The sequence below is a fragment of the Shouchella tritolerans genome, from assembly GCF_025770735.1.
GTDB classification, from domain to species: domain Bacteria; phylum Bacillota; class Bacilli; order Bacillales; family Bacillaceae_D; genus Shouchella; species Shouchella tritolerans.
Window position 1 is genome coordinate 81,595 of the sequence record NZ_JAODPB010000001.1, and the last position, 18,820, is coordinate 100,414.

At 45.5% G+C, this 18,820-nt stretch carries 16 protein-coding genes; 12 read left to right on the forward strand and 4 right to left on the reverse strand.

Going from position 1 to position 18,820, the window contains the following annotated elements; genetic code table 11:
• Window positions 1–76: 76 nt before the first annotated feature.
• From N6H06_RS00410 to allD, 3 genes are all read right to left on the reverse strand, one after another.
• Window positions 77–577 carry a GNAT family N-acetyltransferase gene (locus N6H06_RS00410; RefSeq protein WP_318527480.1) on the reverse strand — a complete coding sequence of 167 codons (501 nt, stop codon included), beginning with the start codon at window positions 575–577 and terminating at the stop codon, window positions 77–79.
• A 125-nt stretch (window positions 578–702) separates the two neighbouring features.
• A complete protein-coding gene (locus N6H06_RS00415) occupies window positions 703–2,712 on the reverse strand; it encodes a methyl-accepting chemotaxis protein (RefSeq protein ID WP_062744709.1) in 2,010 nt (669 codons plus the stop codon).
• Window positions 2,713–3,063: 351 nt separating this feature from the next.
• Window positions 3,064–4,104, reverse strand: a complete 1,041-nt coding sequence (gene allD / locus N6H06_RS00420) for an ureidoglycolate dehydrogenase (protein WP_263705382.1) — start codon at window positions 4,102–4,104, stop codon at window positions 3,064–3,066.
• A 109-nt stretch (window positions 4,105–4,213) separates the two neighbouring features.
• On the opposite strand from allD, the gene N6H06_RS00425 reads away from it, so the two are divergent.
• From N6H06_RS00425 to N6H06_RS00440, 4 genes are all read left to right on the forward strand, one after another.
• Window positions 4,214–4,894: a GntR family transcriptional regulator gene (locus N6H06_RS00425; protein ID WP_062744712.1), complete on the forward strand. Its 681-nt coding sequence runs from the start codon at window positions 4,214–4,216 to the stop codon at window positions 4,892–4,894.
• A 123-nt stretch (window positions 4,895–5,017) separates the two neighbouring features.
• Window positions 5,018–6,028 (forward strand): TRAP transporter substrate-binding protein, encoded by a 1,011-nt coding sequence (locus N6H06_RS00430; RefSeq protein WP_062744713.1) that lies wholly within the window; start codon window positions 5,018–5,020, stop codon window positions 6,026–6,028.
• On the forward strand, window positions 6,025–6,504 hold the full coding sequence (locus tag N6H06_RS00435) for a TRAP transporter small permease (RefSeq protein WP_062744715.1): 480 nt from the start codon (window positions 6,025–6,027) through the stop codon (window positions 6,502–6,504). Before N6H06_RS00430 ends, N6H06_RS00435 begins: the two co-directional genes overlap by 4 nt.
• On the forward strand, window positions 6,501–7,775 hold the full coding sequence (locus N6H06_RS00440) for a TRAP transporter large permease (RefSeq protein WP_263705383.1): 1,275 nt from the start codon (window positions 6,501–6,503) through the stop codon (window positions 7,773–7,775). Before N6H06_RS00435 ends, N6H06_RS00440 begins: the two co-directional genes overlap by 4 nt.
• 47 nt (window positions 7,776–7,822) lie before the next feature.
• Here the strand turns inward: N6H06_RS00440 and N6H06_RS00445 are convergent, their stop codons facing one another.
• Window positions 7,823–8,920 (reverse strand): citrate synthase/methylcitrate synthase, encoded by a 1,098-nt coding sequence (locus N6H06_RS00445; protein ID WP_212954650.1) that lies wholly within the window; start codon window positions 8,918–8,920, stop codon window positions 7,823–7,825.
• A gap of 109 nt (window positions 8,921–9,029) precedes the next feature.
• Between N6H06_RS00445 and N6H06_RS00450 the strand changes: the two genes are divergently transcribed.
• The 8 genes from N6H06_RS00450 to lhgO all read left to right on the forward strand — a co-directional run bounded on the left by N6H06_RS00450 (window position 9,030) and on the right by lhgO (window position 18,791).
• Window positions 9,030–9,905: a LysR family transcriptional regulator gene (locus N6H06_RS00450; protein ID WP_062744720.1), complete on the forward strand. Its 876-nt coding sequence runs from the start codon at window positions 9,030–9,032 to the stop codon at window positions 9,903–9,905.
• A gap of 291 nt (window positions 9,906–10,196) precedes the next feature.
• Complete coding sequence (locus tag N6H06_RS00455) at window positions 10,197–11,189, forward strand: TAXI family TRAP transporter solute-binding subunit (RefSeq protein ID WP_062744721.1); 993 nt, start codon at window positions 10,197–10,199, stop codon at window positions 11,187–11,189.
• 48 nt (window positions 11,190–11,237) lie between these two features.
• Window positions 11,238–13,217, forward strand: coding sequence for a TRAP transporter permease (locus N6H06_RS00460; protein ID WP_263705384.1), 1,980 nt, complete (start codon window positions 11,238–11,240; stop codon window positions 13,215–13,217).
• Between the two features lie 164 nt (window positions 13,218–13,381).
• A complete protein-coding gene (locus tag N6H06_RS00465; RefSeq protein WP_263705385.1) occupies window positions 13,382–14,092 on the forward strand; it encodes a FadR/GntR family transcriptional regulator in 711 nt (236 codons plus the stop codon).
• 85 nt (window positions 14,093–14,177) lie between these two features.
• A complete protein-coding gene (locus tag N6H06_RS00470) occupies window positions 14,178–14,876 on the forward strand; it encodes a FadR/GntR family transcriptional regulator (RefSeq protein WP_263705386.1) in 699 nt (232 codons plus the stop codon).
• A gap of 58 nt (window positions 14,877–14,934) precedes the next feature.
• Window positions 14,935–16,308, forward strand: a complete 1,374-nt coding sequence (locus N6H06_RS00475) for an FAD-binding oxidoreductase (protein WP_404830329.1) — start codon at window positions 14,935–14,937, stop codon at window positions 16,306–16,308.
• Window positions 16,301–17,608 (forward strand): (Fe-S)-binding protein, encoded by a 1,308-nt coding sequence (locus N6H06_RS00480; protein WP_212954646.1) that lies wholly within the window; start codon window positions 16,301–16,303, stop codon window positions 17,606–17,608. The genes N6H06_RS00475 and N6H06_RS00480 overlap by 8 nt, the downstream gene beginning before the upstream one ends.
• Window positions 17,601–18,791: an L-2-hydroxyglutarate oxidase gene (lhgO, locus tag N6H06_RS00485; protein WP_263705388.1), complete on the forward strand. Its 1,191-nt coding sequence runs from the start codon at window positions 17,601–17,603 to the stop codon at window positions 18,789–18,791. The genes N6H06_RS00480 and lhgO overlap by 8 nt, the downstream gene beginning before the upstream one ends.
• Window positions 18,792–18,820 lie beyond the last annotated feature (29 nt).

Here is an 18,820-nt window from a genome sequence, read left to right on the forward strand (position 1 = left end):
AGAGGGCCTACGACTTTTTAAACATAGAAAAAGCACCAAGTCCCGGGATTAGACTTCGACTTGGTGCTTTTTCCTTTTAGTGATCAACGAGTGCTTTTTCCATAATATAGTCATCCATCACATAGCCATTGCCGATGTCGGCTATTTGTGTGCGAACTTTTTGAAAGCCTTTTTTCTCATAGACGGCAATGGAGTCATTATTATGGCGGTTTACCGTCAGCCAAATTTTTGTTAAACCGCGCTTTTGGCAGAGCGTTTCTAAAAATGCAAATGCTTGGCTGGCATACCCTTTTCCGCGGTGGCTTTTTTCAATGTAACATTTGCTGAGGAAGAGTTTCCCCTCTTCTTGTTTGGCGCCGATATAGCCGATGTTTTCGCCGTTTGCGGTAAGGAAGTAATACTCATATCCTTCTTCCTCAATTTGTTTCGTTATGGCTTGGACCGATTGAAATTTGTCTAGCATATATGCAATTTGTTCGTTTGAAATAATGGTCACATAATGTTGTTTCCAAATGTCTGCTCCTAAACGTGCTAACTCGCCAATATCGTTGCTTGTTTTTACTTGTCTGATTTCCACTTTCAACCATCCTTTACGGGGTTATGCTTGCATAGAGCTATATTACCTGATCCTTTCTTAATTTGAAATAGACTTGTTTTGCCAAAAAAAGCCCAGCGACATGATTAAATCGCTGAGCCGTTTTTTTATTGATGCTTGTCTGCAATGTCAAACTGTTGCACTAACCCTTGCAGCTCTTCTGCGAATTGGGTTAAGTTTTCTACAGAAGCCGCGATTTCTTCCATCGAAGCTAGCTGTTCTTCGGTAAAGGCTGAAATGTTTTGGACGCTGGCGGACGACGTCTCTGAGATGGAAGCGAGGTCGTCAAACGTGGCGACGAATGTTTCGCTTCCTTGGCCAATGCTGTTAATTAAGCTTGCGACTTCATGGACTTCCGCGGCCACGTTATCGACGAAACGTTTAATGTTGTGGAACGATTCGCCAGCAACATTGACGACTTCAATGCCTTTTTCCACTTGTTCTTTGCTTGTTTCCATTTGTGCGACCGTTAGTTGGGCATCTTCTTGTGTTAATTGGATCATTTCACTAATTTCAACCGTAGCGGCGGCTGACTGGTCTGCCAGTTTTTTAACTTCGTTAGCGACGACGGAAAAGCCGCGGCCATCTTCGCCAGCGCGGGCAGCTTCGATAGCGGCATTGAGCGCAAGCAAATTGGTTTGGTCAGCAATGTTTTTGATCGTATCGGCCACTTTGTTAATTTCGATTGAACGTTGTCCGAGCCCCTCTACTTTTTGTGATAAGTTTCCTACGGTTTCCTTAATCTGAGTCATTTGTGCAATACTTGTGTTGATCGCTTTGTTGCCGTTTTCTACGAACTGGGCAGCCTCTTGGGCTGTTTGTTGAACACCGTCTGTTTTTTCGACTGCTTCGTTGATGGAACCAGCCATTTTTTTCGCAACTGCTGCACTCTCATTTACGCTTACAGCCTGTTTGTCGACGCCGGTGGCTACTTCCTGCATCGAGTTGGCAATTTGTTCGGTTGCACGGGTGTTTTCTCCAGAGATGGCCGTGACTTCTTCGGCGGAAGCAGACAATTGGTGGGATTTGTCTTGAATATGAGCAATCATGGTTGCAAGGGCGTTGCGCATTTTTTCAAATGACTTGCCTAATCTGCCGATTTCATCGTTTTGATTTTTGTCCACTTTAAATGTGACGGCCAAGTCCCCTTCACTCATTTTCTCGGCTGCTGTCGTCAGCCTGTGGATAGGAGATACAATCGACCGTGTCAAAATATAAACAAGCACGGCCCCGCCTAGTAAGGAAAGAAAAATGACTAGTAAAGTCGTATTTAAGATCGGCGCTACTGCACGCTCAATCTCTGTTTCGTACATGGCGGAGACAATTTTCCAGCCTGTACGGTCATTCGTTGTATAATGAAGTTTGAGGTTTTCATCATCTGTTTCCGACTGGTAATCTAGTTCGCCTTCTTCCGAGTCTTGCAGCTGTAAGAAAAACTCACTCGCCTCGCTGCCTAACTCTTCATGTGGGTGGGAAACATAAGCGTTATTCTGGTCAATAATAAACACGTATCCTTTTTCGCCGATGGAGACAGTCGATAACAAATTGGTTATCGCGTCCAACTGCAAATTAAGGGCCGCTACGCCTTGTTCATCTGCCGTTGTTTTGGCGATTGTAACAACTGGTTTATTAGATGAATTGGAAATGTATGGGTCTGTAATAACTGTTTCCCCCGTTTGGTCCATTGCTTGCTGGTACCAAGGGCGTTCTCTCGGATCATAATCAGGAGGGTTCTGAAACGATGTCGGCTCGTTCATAAAGGTTCCCGCCGTTGTCCCTACATATGTTTGTTCCACATGGTTTCTTGTTTCTTGGAACGTGTGCAACAAGGTGCGTTGCGCCTCAGTCTCTTCTTCTAAGAACTCTTCGGCATCGCTTGCAAGGGCCATGTATTCAATATTTTCCATTTGCCCTTCTATAAATAAGTCGATTGTGCGGTCAATAATTTGTAAGCTTTCCCCATTTGCTTCACTCATACTCGAAATGATGTTGCCCTTTGCACTTTGGTAAGAGCTTATGCCGATAACAGTACTTGGAATGGCTAGCACAACGGCGAAAGCTGTAATGAGCTTTGCTTTTAAAGGCCAATGCTTAAGCGTCGTCCATTTGTTTTTCACGTTTTTGCTCCCCTCTATCGTTATCCTCTTACGTTTAAAAATTCAACACTGTTATTATCGTCATTTGACTCAAATCTTTTAAGGATTGGAGTGGTTGCAAATCGAAACAGCAAACCAATTTAGCCTGTCTATAGCAAATAATAGGAAACATTTTTTTCTCTATAGCATGGCTACAGGGTTGCTTTATTTATAAGAATGGGAGAGACGGGGTTATAACAAAACTAGGCTAAAATTAGAAGGATGGGAGTCTTTTTGGTGTTGGTGACATATTGCCAGGAGGGGAAGTGGCGCCTTCCTCTTTTAGATACAAAAACTCCCCTAAGATAAACACTTAAGGGGAGACAAGAATCGTTAAGAGTCTAGGCTTCTTTTTGTATTCATTTGCCGGCTTTCAATAAATGTCCAAACGTCTTCAGGCAAAGGAATCCCTTCTTTTAGCCTAGTTTCATAGGTGTTTGCTTCTGGATCACCAGGGGCAAGCACTTGTGAGAATCCATCGGCTGGCGGCACTTGGCGAAGTTCACTCACCATTTGGTCGATTTGTGTGGAGAAAGGAACGGCAGGGGCAAATGCTTCCGCGTCAATCGCAATAAAGAAATGGCCTAAACGCCGGTACTGGTCGTAATCGCCATACATTTTTGTGACGTGGGGGCCAAACGCCGAGGCAGTCAATAACGCGGAAAAAACTTCAACGACCATGGCGAGTCCATACCCTTTTGCGCCGCCAAATGGCAATAAATGTGCGACTTCATTCGGATTGGTTGTCGTTTTTCCCTCTTTATCAACGCCCCAGTTCGCGGGAATAGGGTTTCCACTAGCCTGTGCATTTAAAATTTTGCCGAGTGCGGCTTCGCTTGTTGCAAAGTCTAAAATAACTGGCTTTTCAGCTTCAGCAGGGAAACTAAAAGCCATCGGGTTGGTGCCAAAGAAGGGCGCTTTTCCTCCAAACGGGACAACGGCTTTGTCGGTTTGCGACATGGCGATCCCAATGACGTTGCTGTGGGCGGCTTGTTGGACAAAGTAAGACAATGCCCCGCAGTGGCTGCTGTTTTGTACAGCAACAGCGCCAATACCATTGTTTTTCGCTAGTTGGATGGCATGATCCATTGCCTTTTTAGAAGCTGGGTGCCCAAGCCCATGATCGGCGTCATAAACGGCTGTTGACGGAGTCGTTTGCTTGATCGTTGGCTGTGGATCGGTCTTTAAGCCGCCAGCGGCAATTCGTTTTAAATAGTGTTCGACACGCATAACACCGTGTGAATCGACACCACGCAAATTTGCATGGACAAGGACCTCAGCAGCAATATTGGCATCCTCCGCCGCGACATTGGCGTTGATAAAGGCGTTGGCTACCGCATGTTGCAACTGTTCGGCGTGAATACGAATGGCCATAAAAACTCCTCCTTAATGAAAGCGTTTTAGTTTCCGCTCATTTCATACTACCATATTTGCATGGTAGTATGGTAGTATGTTAGTTGAAGAACGAAGAGGAGGTGAATCCATGGATCGATTTGTCAGAAAACGGTATTCGACAACCGATTTTGTCTATGAAACGATTAAAGAGCAAATCATGACGCTTGTTCTTCCTCCAGGGTCCTCGATTTCAGAAAAGGACATAGCTGAAGAGCTGGAAGTAAGCCGGACGCCTGTGCGTGAATCGTTTTTAAGACTATCGGAAGACGATTTGCTTGATATTCGCCCACAACGTGGTTCGTTTGTGACAAAAATTGATCTTTCCCATGTAGAGGATGCCCGTTTTCTCCGGGAACATATGGAAGTGGCTACGATTCGGTTAGCCTGTGAAACAATGACTGAAAAAGCATTATTTTTATTAGAAGAGAACGTCGTTAAACAGAAAAAGGCAAAAGAGCGCGAAGATGAAGAAGAACTGTTTGCATTAGACCGTGACTTTCATCGTCTCATTTCAGAAGGCGCGGGGAAATTGCGGATTTGGGAAGTCGTGCAAAAAATGAACACGCACTTAAATAGAGCGTTGAAGCTAAGCATCCATTCAAAACTAAATTGGAACTTATTGATCCAGCACCATGAGGGAATGGTTGAAGCGATACGCGTGAAACAAGCTGATGAGGCCGAAGCGCTCGTCCGCAATCATCTAAAATTAATTACGTATGACCAATACGAGCTAAAGCAAGCCTATCCAACTTATTTTGAAGGCGAATGACGTATGAACAAACGTGGATTCCGCTTGTGCTTGTTCGGTCTTTGAAAAAGGAAGAGGCCGAGCAAGTCGGCAATGCAATTAGTAGGAATGTCTGTTCAACTAGAGTAATGAGGAGGGACAACGATGAAAAAAACAGTCGGCGTTCTTTTTGCAGCCTTGGCACTAGCCTTAAGCGGATGCACAACGACAGCAGTTAGCGGGGACGAAGGAGAAGTCACACGCTGGAAAATGACGCATGTATCTGACTCAAGCCATTTATGGCATAAGACCGCTGAGGAGTTTGCCAGGCTTGTCGAAGAAAAAACAAATGGAAATGTCATCATTGATATTTATCCGAATAGTCAGTTGGGCAATGAAGTCGACAACATCAATTCTATCCGCTTTGGAGCGACCGATTTGACGATTACCGGCGAGACATTGGAAGTGTGGACGCCAAACGCTATTTTGTTAGCGGTTCCATATGCATTTGAAGACCAAGACCATATGGAGCGTGTAATTGAGGGAGAGATAGGCGGAAAGATTGAACAAGATATTCAGGAAGACGTCGGTTTAACGCCATTGTTTTATATGCAACGGGCGCCGCGGAACTTGACGTCTAATTACCCAATTTCGACTCCGGAAGAGTTGCGTGGATTTAGCATGCGTGTGCCAAACGTGCCGCTGTTCCTTGACGCTTGGGCTGAGGCTGGGGCAAGCCCGCAAGTGATTAGTTTGAATGAAGTCTTTACTGGCTTGCAGCAAGGCGTGATTGAAGGCCAAGAAAATCCAAATGATTTAATTGACAGCAATGGCTTTTATGAAGTCCAACAATATTTAAACTTGACGGAGCATGTCCGCTCATGGATATACGTTGTAGTCGGTACCGAACAATTGAAAGCGTTGCCAGAAGGTGAGCAGGCCGCTGTATTGGAAGCAGCAGAGGAAGCAGAGGCATACGCGCAAAGCTTACTGGAGGAAGAAACGGAATTAGTCTTGGAGCGCCTGTTATCACGGGGGATGACATTGAATGAAGACGTCGATCAAGAAGCATTCCGCGAGGCGATGTTGCCTGCTTTAAAGCAAAACTTAGGAAAAGAACAGTATGAGCTTTATCTGCAAATGGTAGCAGAGGGAGAGGAAGGAGGCAGCGAATGAAGGCAATTTCGATTCTTGATAAGCTATTGGCTTGGGCAACCTTATTGTTATTTACAGCCCTTCTTGCTGTAGTGGTGATCCAAATTATGGGCCGTTACCTTCCATACAACGCCATTTGGACAGAGGAATTATCGCGGTACTTGTTTGTTTACGCCATTACGACAGCCGCTCCATTAGCGTTGCGCAAAAACGAATTTATCCGTGTTGATGTGGTGTTAGCGCCATTAAAAGAAAAGACAAAACGCCTTTATGAAAGCATTATTTTAGGGCTTGTCTTTGCTTTTAGTGTCGTTTTGTTTGTTGAGGGAATCCGGTTTTACAAGCTCGGCCTTGACTTTATTACACCAACGATCGGTTTTAAAATGAGCTATGTTTATGCGGCTGTCCCTTTATTGGCGTTTTTAATCATGGTGTATTCGCTTGTTTCGATTATTGACCGGACGAAGCCGTTGGAAAAGGGGGGGAATGAAGAATGATGTCATTGTTATTAGTTGGGTTGTTCATATTTTTTATTATCGCAGGGATTCCGATTGCGTTTAGCCTTGGCCTGTCTTCAATGATTTATTTGCTTATCGCAGGCATTCCTTTGACGATCATTCCCCAAACGATGCTGGCCGGTATTAATTCTTTTGTGTTGCTCGCCATTCCCGCCTTTATTCTTGCTGGAAATTTAATGAACGCAGGAGGAATCACAACACGGATTATTGACTTTTCCAACGCCGTTGTAGGCCATATCCGCGGCGGGCTAGCGTTAACGAATATCGCTTCTTCGCTCGGGTTTGCAGGTATTTCAGGAACTGCCTTGTCCGATACAGCAAGCATTGGTTCTGTGATGATTCCGGCGATGAAAAAGCACGGGTATGGAGCCGGTTTTTCCGCTGCGGTTACATCGATTTCTTCGACAGTTGGCCCGATGCTTCCGCCATCCTTGCCGATGATCATTATTGGCACTCTTGCCAGCGTCTCAATTGGTGATTTGTTCCTTGCTGGCGCCATCCCTGGCATTTTGTTGGCAGTCGGCTTTTTGGTGGTTGCTTATGTCATTTCTGTTAAGCGCGGTTATCCAAAGGGAGAACGGCAACCGATTAAAAAGGTTGTCACTTCGTTTTTTGGCGCCTTTTGGGCGTTATTTATGGTCTTTATCATTTTATGGGGCATTCTTGGCGGCTATTTTACACCAACAGAGGCAGCGGTCGTTTGTGTGCTATACGCGTTAGTTGTCGGCGGTTTTGTTTATCGGGAACTTAACTTTAAAGAAGTGCCAGGGCTGCTTGTTAGCACACTGCGCTCAACGTCTTCGATTTTGCTGCTCGTTGGTTTTGCCAATCTGTTCGGCTGGATCTTGGTTTCAGAAGGAGTGCCTGTCTTAATCGCAAATGGGATTCTGTCGATTACAGACAACCCAGTCTTTGTCATTCTTCTTATTATTATATTATTGCTAGGAATCGGCATGTTCATGGAAACGATTGCAGCTCTTGTGATTTTATTCCCTGTATTATTGCCTGTCGCTACTAGTATCGGGATGGACCCTGTCCATTTTGGCGTTGTGATGGTGTTGTCTTTAATGATCGGCCTGTCTACTCCGCCAGTAGGAGTGTGTTTATTTGTTGCTTCTAGCTTTGCAAAAGTGCCGATTGGCAAAACGGTTAAAGAGCTTGTGCCATTCTTTGCCATTGCGATCGTCGTGTTGCTGATTGTCGCCTATATTCCGCAACTTTCTTTATTCTTGCCTAGCTTGTTTGAATGATCGTAAAATGCTAAGACCCTGTGCCACCTGGTACAGGGTCTTTTCGCTTAATTGGAAACCGGCTTTTGGCCGCAATATTGTTGTTGTGGCCTAAAAATGCGGTTGTCTTTGCTTTGTTCGATAACGTGGCTGCACCAACCGACGACGCGGCTTACGCAAAATGTCGGTGTAAACCATTCTGGTTTAAGGCAAAGGGCTTCCATAATTGCAGCAGCATAGTATTCAACGTTGGCATGAAGCTGACGGCCGGGTTTGTATTCCGCTAAAAGCTCCGTTGCTATTTGTTCAATCGCCACTGCCTCGCTTAAAAATGTTTCCTGGTTATCGAGACTTTTTAAAATATCACGCAATGCATTGGCGCGAGGGTCTGCTGTTTTATAAACACGGTGGCCAAAGCCCATCAGACGTTCGCCGCGTTTGAGCTTTTCACGCAGCAACTCTTCACTGCTAGTGTCGGCCGTTTGGATTTCACTGAACAGCTCAAGTACACCGGTAGGCGCGCCGCCGTGCAGCCTTCCTTTTAACGCGCCAAGCGCTCCGCAAATAGCTGAACGAAGATCGGCTTCTGTAGAGGCGATCACTCGCGCCGCAAACGTTGACGCATTCATGCCGTGTTCTGCTGTTAATATTAAATAAGCGTTTAAAGCATGAACACGGGCGGCATCTGGCTTTTCGCCAGTGAGCATATACAAGTAATTGGCCACGTGGTTAAGAGAGGAATCTGGCTCAATCGCGTCTTTGCCGCAGCTCATGTTGGCCCATGCAGCCACAATCGTTGGAACGATAGCAATAAGGCGCATCGCTTCTTGTCGTTGCGGGGGCCAGCCTTCTTTTCCTGTGTAGCTAGAAATCAAAGTTCGTAACGCGTCCATTAGGCTAAGTTCTTTTGGCAAAGCCGTGAGCAGCTTTTTCAAATCATCTGGCAAAGAGCGCATCGTTTTCAAGGCAGTGGAAAAATCGTCTTTTTCTGTTGCCGTTGGCCTTTTTCCGTTTAACAGCAAGTAAGCAACGTCTTCAAAGTCAGCTGATTTCGCAAGCTCATCTGCATGATAACCTCGGTAAAGCAGTGTTCCCTGCTCTCCGTCGATCGAACTAATCGTCGTTTTCGCAACGACGACATTCTCTAACCCTTTTGCATAAAGCATATTCCATCCCTCCAAATTCATTTTCTTTATCATAGCGCCATGGTAATCTAATTAAAATTAAATTATTTCTGCATTATTGATTATGATATTTAATTAGTGGAGGGCGAAAATGAATATACACTGGATTGAAAGCTTTCTTGCCGCAGCCAAATATGAAAACTTCCGTAAAGCAGCTGCCTATTTATACGTTTCCCAGCCGACTGTGACTGTCCACATTCATCAACTTGAGAAAGCGCTAGGCGTACCATTGTTTAAACGGACTGGGAGGCAAGTCGCATTGACTGCTTACGGCAAGTCGTATCTTCCTTATGCACGGAGCATCTATGATGCATACCATGAAGGCATCGCCTTTATCGGCAAAAAACGGCAAGGGTATGAAAGTACACTAAAAATCGCTGTCTCGCCGTTGATCGCTTCCAGTTATTTGCCTTACTGGGTCAAAGCATTCGTGAAAAAACAAGCAGCAACAGAAGTGGTAGTGGACGTGGTTGAGTCAGCCGTGATCGGCCAAACGGTTGAATCAGGCCGTGCAGATGTTGGCTTATCAAGAATGCCTTTTGAACAAACAGGGAGCGAGTGTGTACGCCTGCAAACAGAGAAGCTCATGTTTGTCGTTCCCCATGATGGCCGCGATGCAGAGAATGGCCCACCTATTCATTATGAGGAGGCGCTGGGCGAGATGGTCCTTTTAAGCGGCAACCATCCTGTTTATTGGGAAGAAGTGTTGCTGGCGTGCAGGCGGACTGTTCCTGGACTTAAAGAAATGCACGTTTCGCAAGTACATGTCACAAAGCGGTTTATTGAGGAAGGGCTCGGCTGTTCCATATTGCCGGAATCGGCGGTAAGGCGGGAATTAGCAGAGGGCCGCATGCTAGAAGCAGAAACAGCTGGTCTCCCTTTGCCAACCGTATCTACTTACATGATTACAAAAACGCCTTCAGCCGAAGCAGAGGCATTTATGGAGCTAGTAAAAACATTGGCTTGATATTTCAGCACCTATGGGTGAGATGACCGCTTAACGACGAGTCGGTACAGGGTCTCTGCTTTTGAGACCTGTATTCTTAAGGCCATGGTGATTGTTGATGGTTATTGAGAACCTTTCATTAAAAAATTTCAATCTTAATAGAAATAGTTGGTTGTTCATGTTCAATCACAATCGATTAGTTCTTTCTAAATATTCTCTTTATCGAAATGTCTTGAATTCAATTTGTAATGTTGTATACTTGTAATACAACTTATAAAAGCGCTTTCATTGTAAAGGGGGAAAAACGAAGTTATGAAAAAGCGACTGTCATTGTTATTATTCCTATGTTCTTTCATTACTCTCGCTTCCTGTAGCAACAAAGATTATCAGTATTTTTCAATTGCAACCGCTTCCACTGGGGGGACGTATTATCCAATTGGTGTCGGCATGGGAAATCTTTGGACTGAAGAACTAATGGATCAAGGGATCCGGGCAACGGGGCAGTCTTCCGCTGGATCAGTAGAAAATATTGACTTGTTACAGAAGGGGGAAGCACAGCTTGCGATTTTACAAGGGTTAATTGGCGATCAAGCATTCAATGGAACGGGAATCTATGAAGGCCGGTCCTATGAAGACTTGCGTTCAATTACCTTCCTCTGGCCGAATGTGGAACACTTTGTTTTGCAAAACAATCAAATCGAAACGGGAACGATTGCTGATATTGAGGGGAAAGGTTTCTCTGTGGGACCGCAAGCTAGTGGAACGGAACAATCAACACTGGCGATTATGCGTGGTATTGGTCTGACAACCGCTGATATTCAGCCAGAATACCTTGGCTACGATGATACCATTTCGGCCATGCGTGATGGACGTTTACATGGAGGTTCTTTGCCGGCCGGTGTTCCTGTTACTGCGATTACAGACATGTATGCCAGTGGCGTGCGTGCCGATGTCCTTGATGTTTCGGATGAACAGCTTGAATCAATAAATGAGCATTTTAATGTGTTCTTCCGCTATAACATACCTGCTGGGACGTATCCACGAAAAGAGGAGGATATCCAGACAATTGCACAATCAAATTTTCTGGCAACAGATAAGGAGTTAGACGATGAAATTATATACTTATTGACTAAAACGTTGTACGAAAACCTAGAATTCATGTACGAGGTGCATAATTCAGCCCGGGAAATGTCCTTAGAAGCCGCATTAAATGGTCTATCTGTACCACTTCATCCTGGTGCTTACAAATATTATGAGGAGCAAGGCATCGACATTCCGGAGGAGTTACGCCCCCCTGAACTATAGGCATAAAGCTGAACAAAAGCGTTTTCTTTCACAAAGGAGGAGATTACGATGAGTGTGAAGCAGCAACATGTTGAGATAGAACCGAATAATGACGAAGTGCAAGAGTCTGTCAGTATAGGACGGGCATTGAAAGGCAAACAGCAAAAAATCGTTGCCCTTACAGGGATTCTTTTATCTGGGTTTGCTGTCTATGTCAACAGTTTCATCAATATGCAGGAAATTTACCGCAACGTTCTCTTTCTTGCATTGCTCTTTGTTTTAGCCTTTTTGCTTTATCCCGCAACCAAAAAGGGAGCGAAAGATCGATTTACCACAGTCGATATCATCTTAACGATTGCTAGTGTCGCAGGTTCTGTTTACATTTTGCTGTTCTATACGACGATTCATGTTGACCGGATGTCACAGGCGATTACAATGGACTACATTTTTGCTGCGATCACCGTTGTTTTGCTCTTGGAGGCTGCAAGACGGACGCTCGGTCTCTTCATTCCACTTTTAACGAGTTTAGCGATCATTTATGCTGTATTTGGGCCCTATTTTCCTGGGATTTTTGGGCACGCTGGGTTTTCCTTTGAACGACTCTTGTATCGCGTGTACATGACGACAGAGGGCATTTACGGTCTCACTCTTTCGATCGCGTCTACCTATATCGTCATCTTCATTTTATTTGGAGCATTTTTAAGTGTAAGTGGAGCGTCGAAGCTCTTTAACGATTTAGCAATTGCGATAGCAGGACAACGGCGGGGTGGTCCTGCGCAAGTCGCCGTTCTTTCCAGTGCTCTAACAGGGTCATTGAATGGAAGTGCAGTTGCCAATGTTGCGACGACAGGGGCGTTTACGATCCCATTAATGAAACAAATTGGCTTAAAGCCAAGGTATGCAGCGGCCGTTGAAGCAGCTGCTTCTACAGGCGGGATGATGATGCCGCCGATTATGGGAGCAGCTGCCTTTATCATGGCAGGATTTTTAGGTGTTTCCTATTCAGTCATTGTGTTAGCAGCGATTGTTCCAACGTTTCTTTATTTCGTTGCTCTTGTGCTTGCCATTGATTTAGAAGCGAAAAAGCATGGCTTAAAAGGGATGAGCAAAGACTCCATTCCCCAAGTATGGCAAGTAATCAAAGAGCGCGGTGTCTTGCTACTGCCGATTATCATTGTGATCTCAACCTTGTTGATGGGCTATACGCCGATATTCGCCGGTTTTGCTGGTATTATCTCTGTCATCATTGCTAGCTGGCTAACGAAAGATAAAGAGACAAGAGTGACATTTGCAAAAATAGGGACTGCCTTTATCGACGGGGCAAAAAGTACCATTCAAGTAGGGATTGCTTGTGCATCGATCGGCATTATTATTGCGGTTGTGACGATGTCTGGACTTGGTTCAGCGATCGCCTATAATGTTCTTTCGATTTCAAGTGGCATGCTTTGGGTTGCCCTTTTGCTCGTCATGGTTACTTGCATCGTCTTAAGCATGGGGCTCCCATCCACCGCCCTTTACATCGTTGTAGCGGTAACAGCTGCCCCGGCATTAGTGGAAGCAGGAGTAAACCCAATTGCCGCCCATTTCTTTGTTTTCTGGTTTGGGGCACTGTCCAATATTACTCCACCTGTTGCATTGGCATCCTATACAGCTGCTGGCATTGCCAGAGCAGATGCGATGAAAACATCGTGGACGTCCGTAAAGCTAGCATTGCCCGGCTTCGTTATCCCATTTATGATTGCGTATAACCCTGCAATGCTTATGCAATCTGAAAGCGGCTCACTACATGTTGTTACGGTGGGCATCACCATTATTACCTCTGTCTTAGGCGTATTTGCGATGGTTGTTGCGCTGACAAACTATTTCTCAACAAATTTAGTCATGTTGGAACGTCTCTTATTCTTTGCAAGTTCGCTACTCCTCGTGAGTACAGGGTTGCTTTCGAATGTTCTAGGAGTTTCGATCGTTGCGGTCACGTTAGCGTTACACATCCTTCGTGTAAAAAAGAAAAAAAGCGCAACGGAGAGTCCGTTCGCCCAAGGCGGATAAAAGGTGAAAAGTTCAACGAATAATAGCAAAACGCATCTCTCTTCGTTAAAATGAGCGTATACATCAGATGAAACAAGTTCCTCATAGAGTGAGGGACTTATGAAAAGGGTGAACGAAGCTTGCAAGCTCCTTCCCCTTTTTAGCAAAAAAGGAGAGTGTTGACGGTGCGTTTACCGATTGAGCGTAAAAAGGTGTCAAGTCAAGTACTAGAACAGCTAAAAGAAATGATTAAAAACGGTGAATTTCCTGCTCATAGTAAGCTCCCGTCTGAAATGGAGCTTGCAGAACGCTTTGGTGTTAGCCGTTCCCCCATTCGTGAGGCGTTAAGTGTTTTGGAAGCAAGCGGCCTAATCGAGTCGAAACAAGGGGGCGGCAGCTGGGTCAAAGAAGTTCAATTAACGAATTTGTTAGAGCAAGTGACATTGGATATGGTCGATATCGGCCAAGTCTATGATTTGCTCGAACTTCGAAGCATTATTGAAACAGAGGCAGCTGCATTAGCTGCTGTGCGCTATCAAAAGCAAGATCTTTTGGAATTAGAACTAGCGCTGGCTCAATTTGCAAAAACAGTCGAGGATCGAGAGGTTGTCGGGGATGAAGCTGATTACATGTTCCATCGTGTCATTATGAAAGCTTCTTATAATCCATTTTTAGAGCAAACGATGGCGAATGTATCAGAGCTGCTGCAGAAGGCATTGGCCTTTTCATTAAAAAAGAACCGCCTGCAACAAAAACGCGAAGAAGTTTACCGAGAGCATTTAACGATTTTCAACGCCATTCGTGAACGCGATTCTGAGGCGGCAAGAAAAGCAATGAACACACACTTGCATAATGTTCGCCGCAAGCTAGGCGATAAGCGGGTATTGCCTAATTGAGGAGGTAACGTAAAGAGGGGCCACCCTCTTCTTTTTAACAAAAGTGGACTGTCCACAGACCAGTTGGACAATTAGGAGGAAAGGAATGAAATTAACGCCGATTCGTAAGCGGAAACGTGTCTACCAGGAAATTATTGAGCAAGTCAAAACCGCTGTTGCTACGGGCGAGGTTCAACCTGGCGATAAGCTTCCATCTGAACGGGCACTATCAGAGACGTTATCCGTTTCCAGAACTTCCGTGAAGGAAGCCTTAACCGTGTTAAAATCGTCAGGCGTCATTCACATTAAGCCGGGAGTGGGCGCCTTCCTTGTTCAAGAGAGCCCACAGCGCTTGCAGGTTAAGTTGGCGGATTTATTACAGGAGAAAGAAACATCGATCGTCGAATTAATTGAGCTTCGTCAAGCGATTGAAGGGGATGCTGCCTATTATGCAGCAAAACGAATAACAAATAGGCAGAAGGAGAATTTACAAGCTGTATTTGAAAGGCTTGTGGCAATCGAAGAGCAAGGAAAGGTGGCCGTGGAGGAAGATTACCAATTTCATTTAGCCATTATTGAAGCCGCAAACAATCCATTAATGCGTGATGTAATGAATTTAATTTCCGATAACATGCTTCGCGTCTTAACCAAAAATCAAGAGGCTTCAGGAAGAAATGAGCGCTTCCAGGCCGAAATTGCTCAGGAGCACCGAAACATTTACGAAGCGATTGTAAGCGGAAAACCAGAGGAAGCAAGAATAGCGATGTGGCAGCACTTTCAAGGGGTAAAACAGCGACACACGTAAAAGAGAGGGGGAGAGCCTGTTGACGATTGAGCGTTTTTTAGAAGAGATTAAACAAAAAATGAAAGCAGAGAACCGGATTTTAACGAAAAAGGCGGACCGTAGTAGTTATGGCTATGATGCGTCGTTTGGCTACTACTTACCTGATCTTGTGATCCAGCCAACCGCCACTGAAGAAGTAGCTGCGGTCATGAAGTTAGCCAATCAGTACTTAATCCCCGTCTATCCAAGGGGGCAAGGGACAAGTTTAAGCGGTGGCCCACTTCCAGTTAAAGGAGGGGTTGTTCTTGATTTATCCCAGTGGAACGACAAGCTGGAGATTGACAAAGAAGACATGGTGGCCATTGTCTCTCCGGGAGTGATCACAGCAAACATTGACGCTGCCGCAAGGGCGATTGGCTTTATGTACCCGCCTGACCCAAGTAGCTCTCATGTATCAACCATTGGCGGAAATCTTGCCGAAAATGCAGGAGGGCCTAGAGGACTGAAGTATGGCGTAACGAAAGATTATGTCCTCGGCTTAGAAGTGGTAACACCAGAAGGAGAAATCATTCGTACAGGGGGAAGAACGGTTAAAAACGTGACCGGCTATGACTTAACAAAGCTCATTGTTGGTTCAGAAGGGACGCTTGGGATCATCACCGAAGCAACACTCCGCCTCGTTCCCAAACCACCAGCCAGCAAAACAGTAATGGTGCTTTTTGAAGATATTGTCGATTCAGGGCGGGCGATTTCTAAAGTGTTAACGGCAGGCATTGTTCCAGCCAAAATGGAGCTGATGGACCAACTGTCCATCCAGGCAGTCGAGGCATACGAACCACGGGGTTTGCCAACAGATGTAGGGGCTTTGTTGTTAATCGAGCTAGATGGGCACCCAGCATCGATCGCTGAAGAGATGACAAAAGTAAAGGAACTGTGCAGGAGTGTAGGAGCGAGAACTGTCCAGGTGGCAGAGAATGAAAAAGAAGCGGCCGAATTTTGGCAGGCGCGCAAGCTCGTTTCCCCAGCCATTGTTCGAGTGAAGCCAACGAAAATTTCCGAGGATGCCACCGTCCCTCGGAGTAAAATACCGGAAATGTTTCAGCGGTTGAAGGAAATTCGCGAAATGTATCAAATCGATCTTGTCGTGTTTGGCCATGCTGGCGATGGAAATTTACACCCGAATATCATTGCCGATGCTCGTGATCATGAGGAAATGGAACGAGTGGAAAAAGCAGTGGCCGACATTTTCACAGCAGCGGTCGAACTGGGGGGAACCCTTTCAGGGGAGCATGGGATTGGGACGATGAAAGCCCCGTTCATGGAAATGGAAATAGGAAAAGCTGGACTAGACATGATGAAGCGGTTAAAAACAAGCTGGGATCCGAACAACATCTTAAATCCAGGAAAGATATTCCCAGAGCCTGGACAAAGGCTGGTGCTGCGCCATGACTAAACCGGAACAACTGTTAGCCTATCAAGAGACATTTGACTGTGTGCAGTGCGGCTACTGTCTTCCATCTTGCCCAACGTACTTGAGCATGGAAAAGGAAACCCATTCCCCAAGGGGAAGGATTCATTTAGTGAAAATGGCGGCAGAGGGAAAGCTGCCGTTATCTGAGATTGAAGAGCCGATCGATCTTTGCCTTGGTTGCCGTGCCTGTGAAACCGTCTGCCCAACAAATGTACAGTATGGAAAAATACTCGATTCAGCAAAGGTTGCCCTAAAGGAAGAGCGGAAAACAACGGCCCCTTGGCATCAGAAAATGATGAAAAAAGCCATGTTTGAAACGGTGTTGCCAAATGACAGGGTTTTACATGCCATTGGAACGGGCCTTTCCCTCTACCAAAAAAGCGGGGTGGCCCGTATCGCTAGAAAAGCCAAGCTAACACGGATGTTGCCGAAGTCGCTTGCTGCATTCGAAGCAGTGACACCATCGGTTGCTTCTCGAAGGGAAAGGAAAAACCGTTTGGTCGATGCCAAACCGGAAGGAAACACGGCGCTTCGTGTTGGTTTTTTTAAAGGCTGTTTAATGGATACGATGTTCTCGCATATTAATGATTTAACGATTCAGCTTCTCCAACGTGCTGGCTGTGAAGTGACGGTGATCGAGGAGCAAACTTGTTGTGGCGCTTTGCAAAACCATAGCGGTGAAAGAGATGTAGCGAAACGCTTGGCCAAGCAAAACATTGAAGCGTTTGAACAGCACGCCTGCGATTACATTGTGAACAGTATTGGCGGCTGTGGGGCCATGCTTGTAGAATATGGTGAACTTTTAGCAGATGAGCCGGAATGGAGAGATCGGGCGTCTCGCTTTGCTGAAAAAAATGTCGACAGCAGTGTGATTTTTTCCCAGCTTCAGCTTCCATTTGCAAAGAAAGTGAACAACGTAGCAACATACCAACCGTCCTGCCATATGGCAAATGTTCAAAAGCGAATAGAAGAACCGGTAAAGCTGCTTCAATCGATTCCAGGGATTACGTATGTACCGATGAAGGAGAGCGAACTTTGCTGCGGGTCGGCAGGGATCTATAATCTCGTTCATTATGAGCAATCGATGGAAATTCTTGATCGAAAAATGGAAAACGTAAAAGCCGTTCAGCCTGAAATCATCGTAACGACAAACCCTGGCTGTCATTTGCAAATGAAGCTCGGTGTAGAACGGGAAGGACAATCGGAACAAATAAAGGTGGTTCATTTAATTGAACTGCTAGCAGAAGCGTGTGATGTAGGGGGAGGCACAAGAAATGTATGATTTTACCATCATTGGCGGCGGAATTGTCGGGTTAGCTGTCGGGCATGCTCTATTTGCCCGTTATCCAAAGGCAAGTGTTTTAATCATTGAAAAAGAGCAGAAAGTCGCTGCTCATCAAACAGGACATAATAGCGGTGTCATCCATTCAGGGATTTATTATAAGCCAGGCAGTTTTAAAGCGAAGTTTGCAAAAGCGGGTAACCAATCAATGACTGCATTTTGCCAAAAACATGGCCTTAAAGTAGACATTTGCGGAAAGGTCATTGTCGCTACAAATAAGAAAGAGCTGCCACTGCTTGATCATCTCTATCAACGAGGGATTGACAATGGCCTCAATCTCCAGATGTTGTCGAAAGAGGAGCTACATGAGGCCGAACCGTATGTAAACGGTCTTGCCGCGATATCCGTGCCAACAGCCGGGATTGTCAGTTATAAGCAGGTTGCTGAAAAACTCGCTGCTTTAATCATGGAGAAAGGTGGACAGATTCAACTCGGCACTACGGTTGAGACCATTTCCGAAAGCAAGGAAGGAGCGATGATTGAAACAGATAAAGGGACATATCACACGAGCTATCTCATTAATTGTGCAGGCTTGCATAGTGACCGAATCGCCAAGCTTGCAGGCTATCATGTAGACATGAAGATCGTCCCCTTCCGTGGAGAGTACTATAAGCTCCGACCAGAAAAACGGCATCTTGTGAAGAACTTAATCTATCCCGTTCCTAATCCTGATTTTCCATTCCTTGGTGTCCATTTCACACGGATGATTGACGGAGAAGTAGATGCAGGGCCAAATGCGGTTTTAAGCTTTAAGCGGGAAGGCTATAGGAAAGCCGATATCGATTGGAAGGATTTATCTGAGGTCATTCGCTACAAAGGCTTTTGGCAGCTAGCGATTAAATATTGGAAGGAAGGGACGGAAGAAATGATTCGTTCCTTCAGCAAAAAGAAGTTTGTGGAAAACCTTCAGCAATTGATTCCTGGCATCACCGAGGATGATCTAGTTCCAGGACCGAGCGGTGTTCGGGCCCAAGCATTAACGACAGACGGAAAGCTCGTTGACGATTTTCAATTAATCCGTGGGCGAAAAAGCCTGCATGTTTGCAATGCCCCGTCCCCTGCTGCTACAGCTTCCCTTGAAATCGGCAAAGCGATTGTAGAGAAAGTTTCCCAATACAAATGATCCTATTAAAGCTTTTCCTCAAGCGTAGG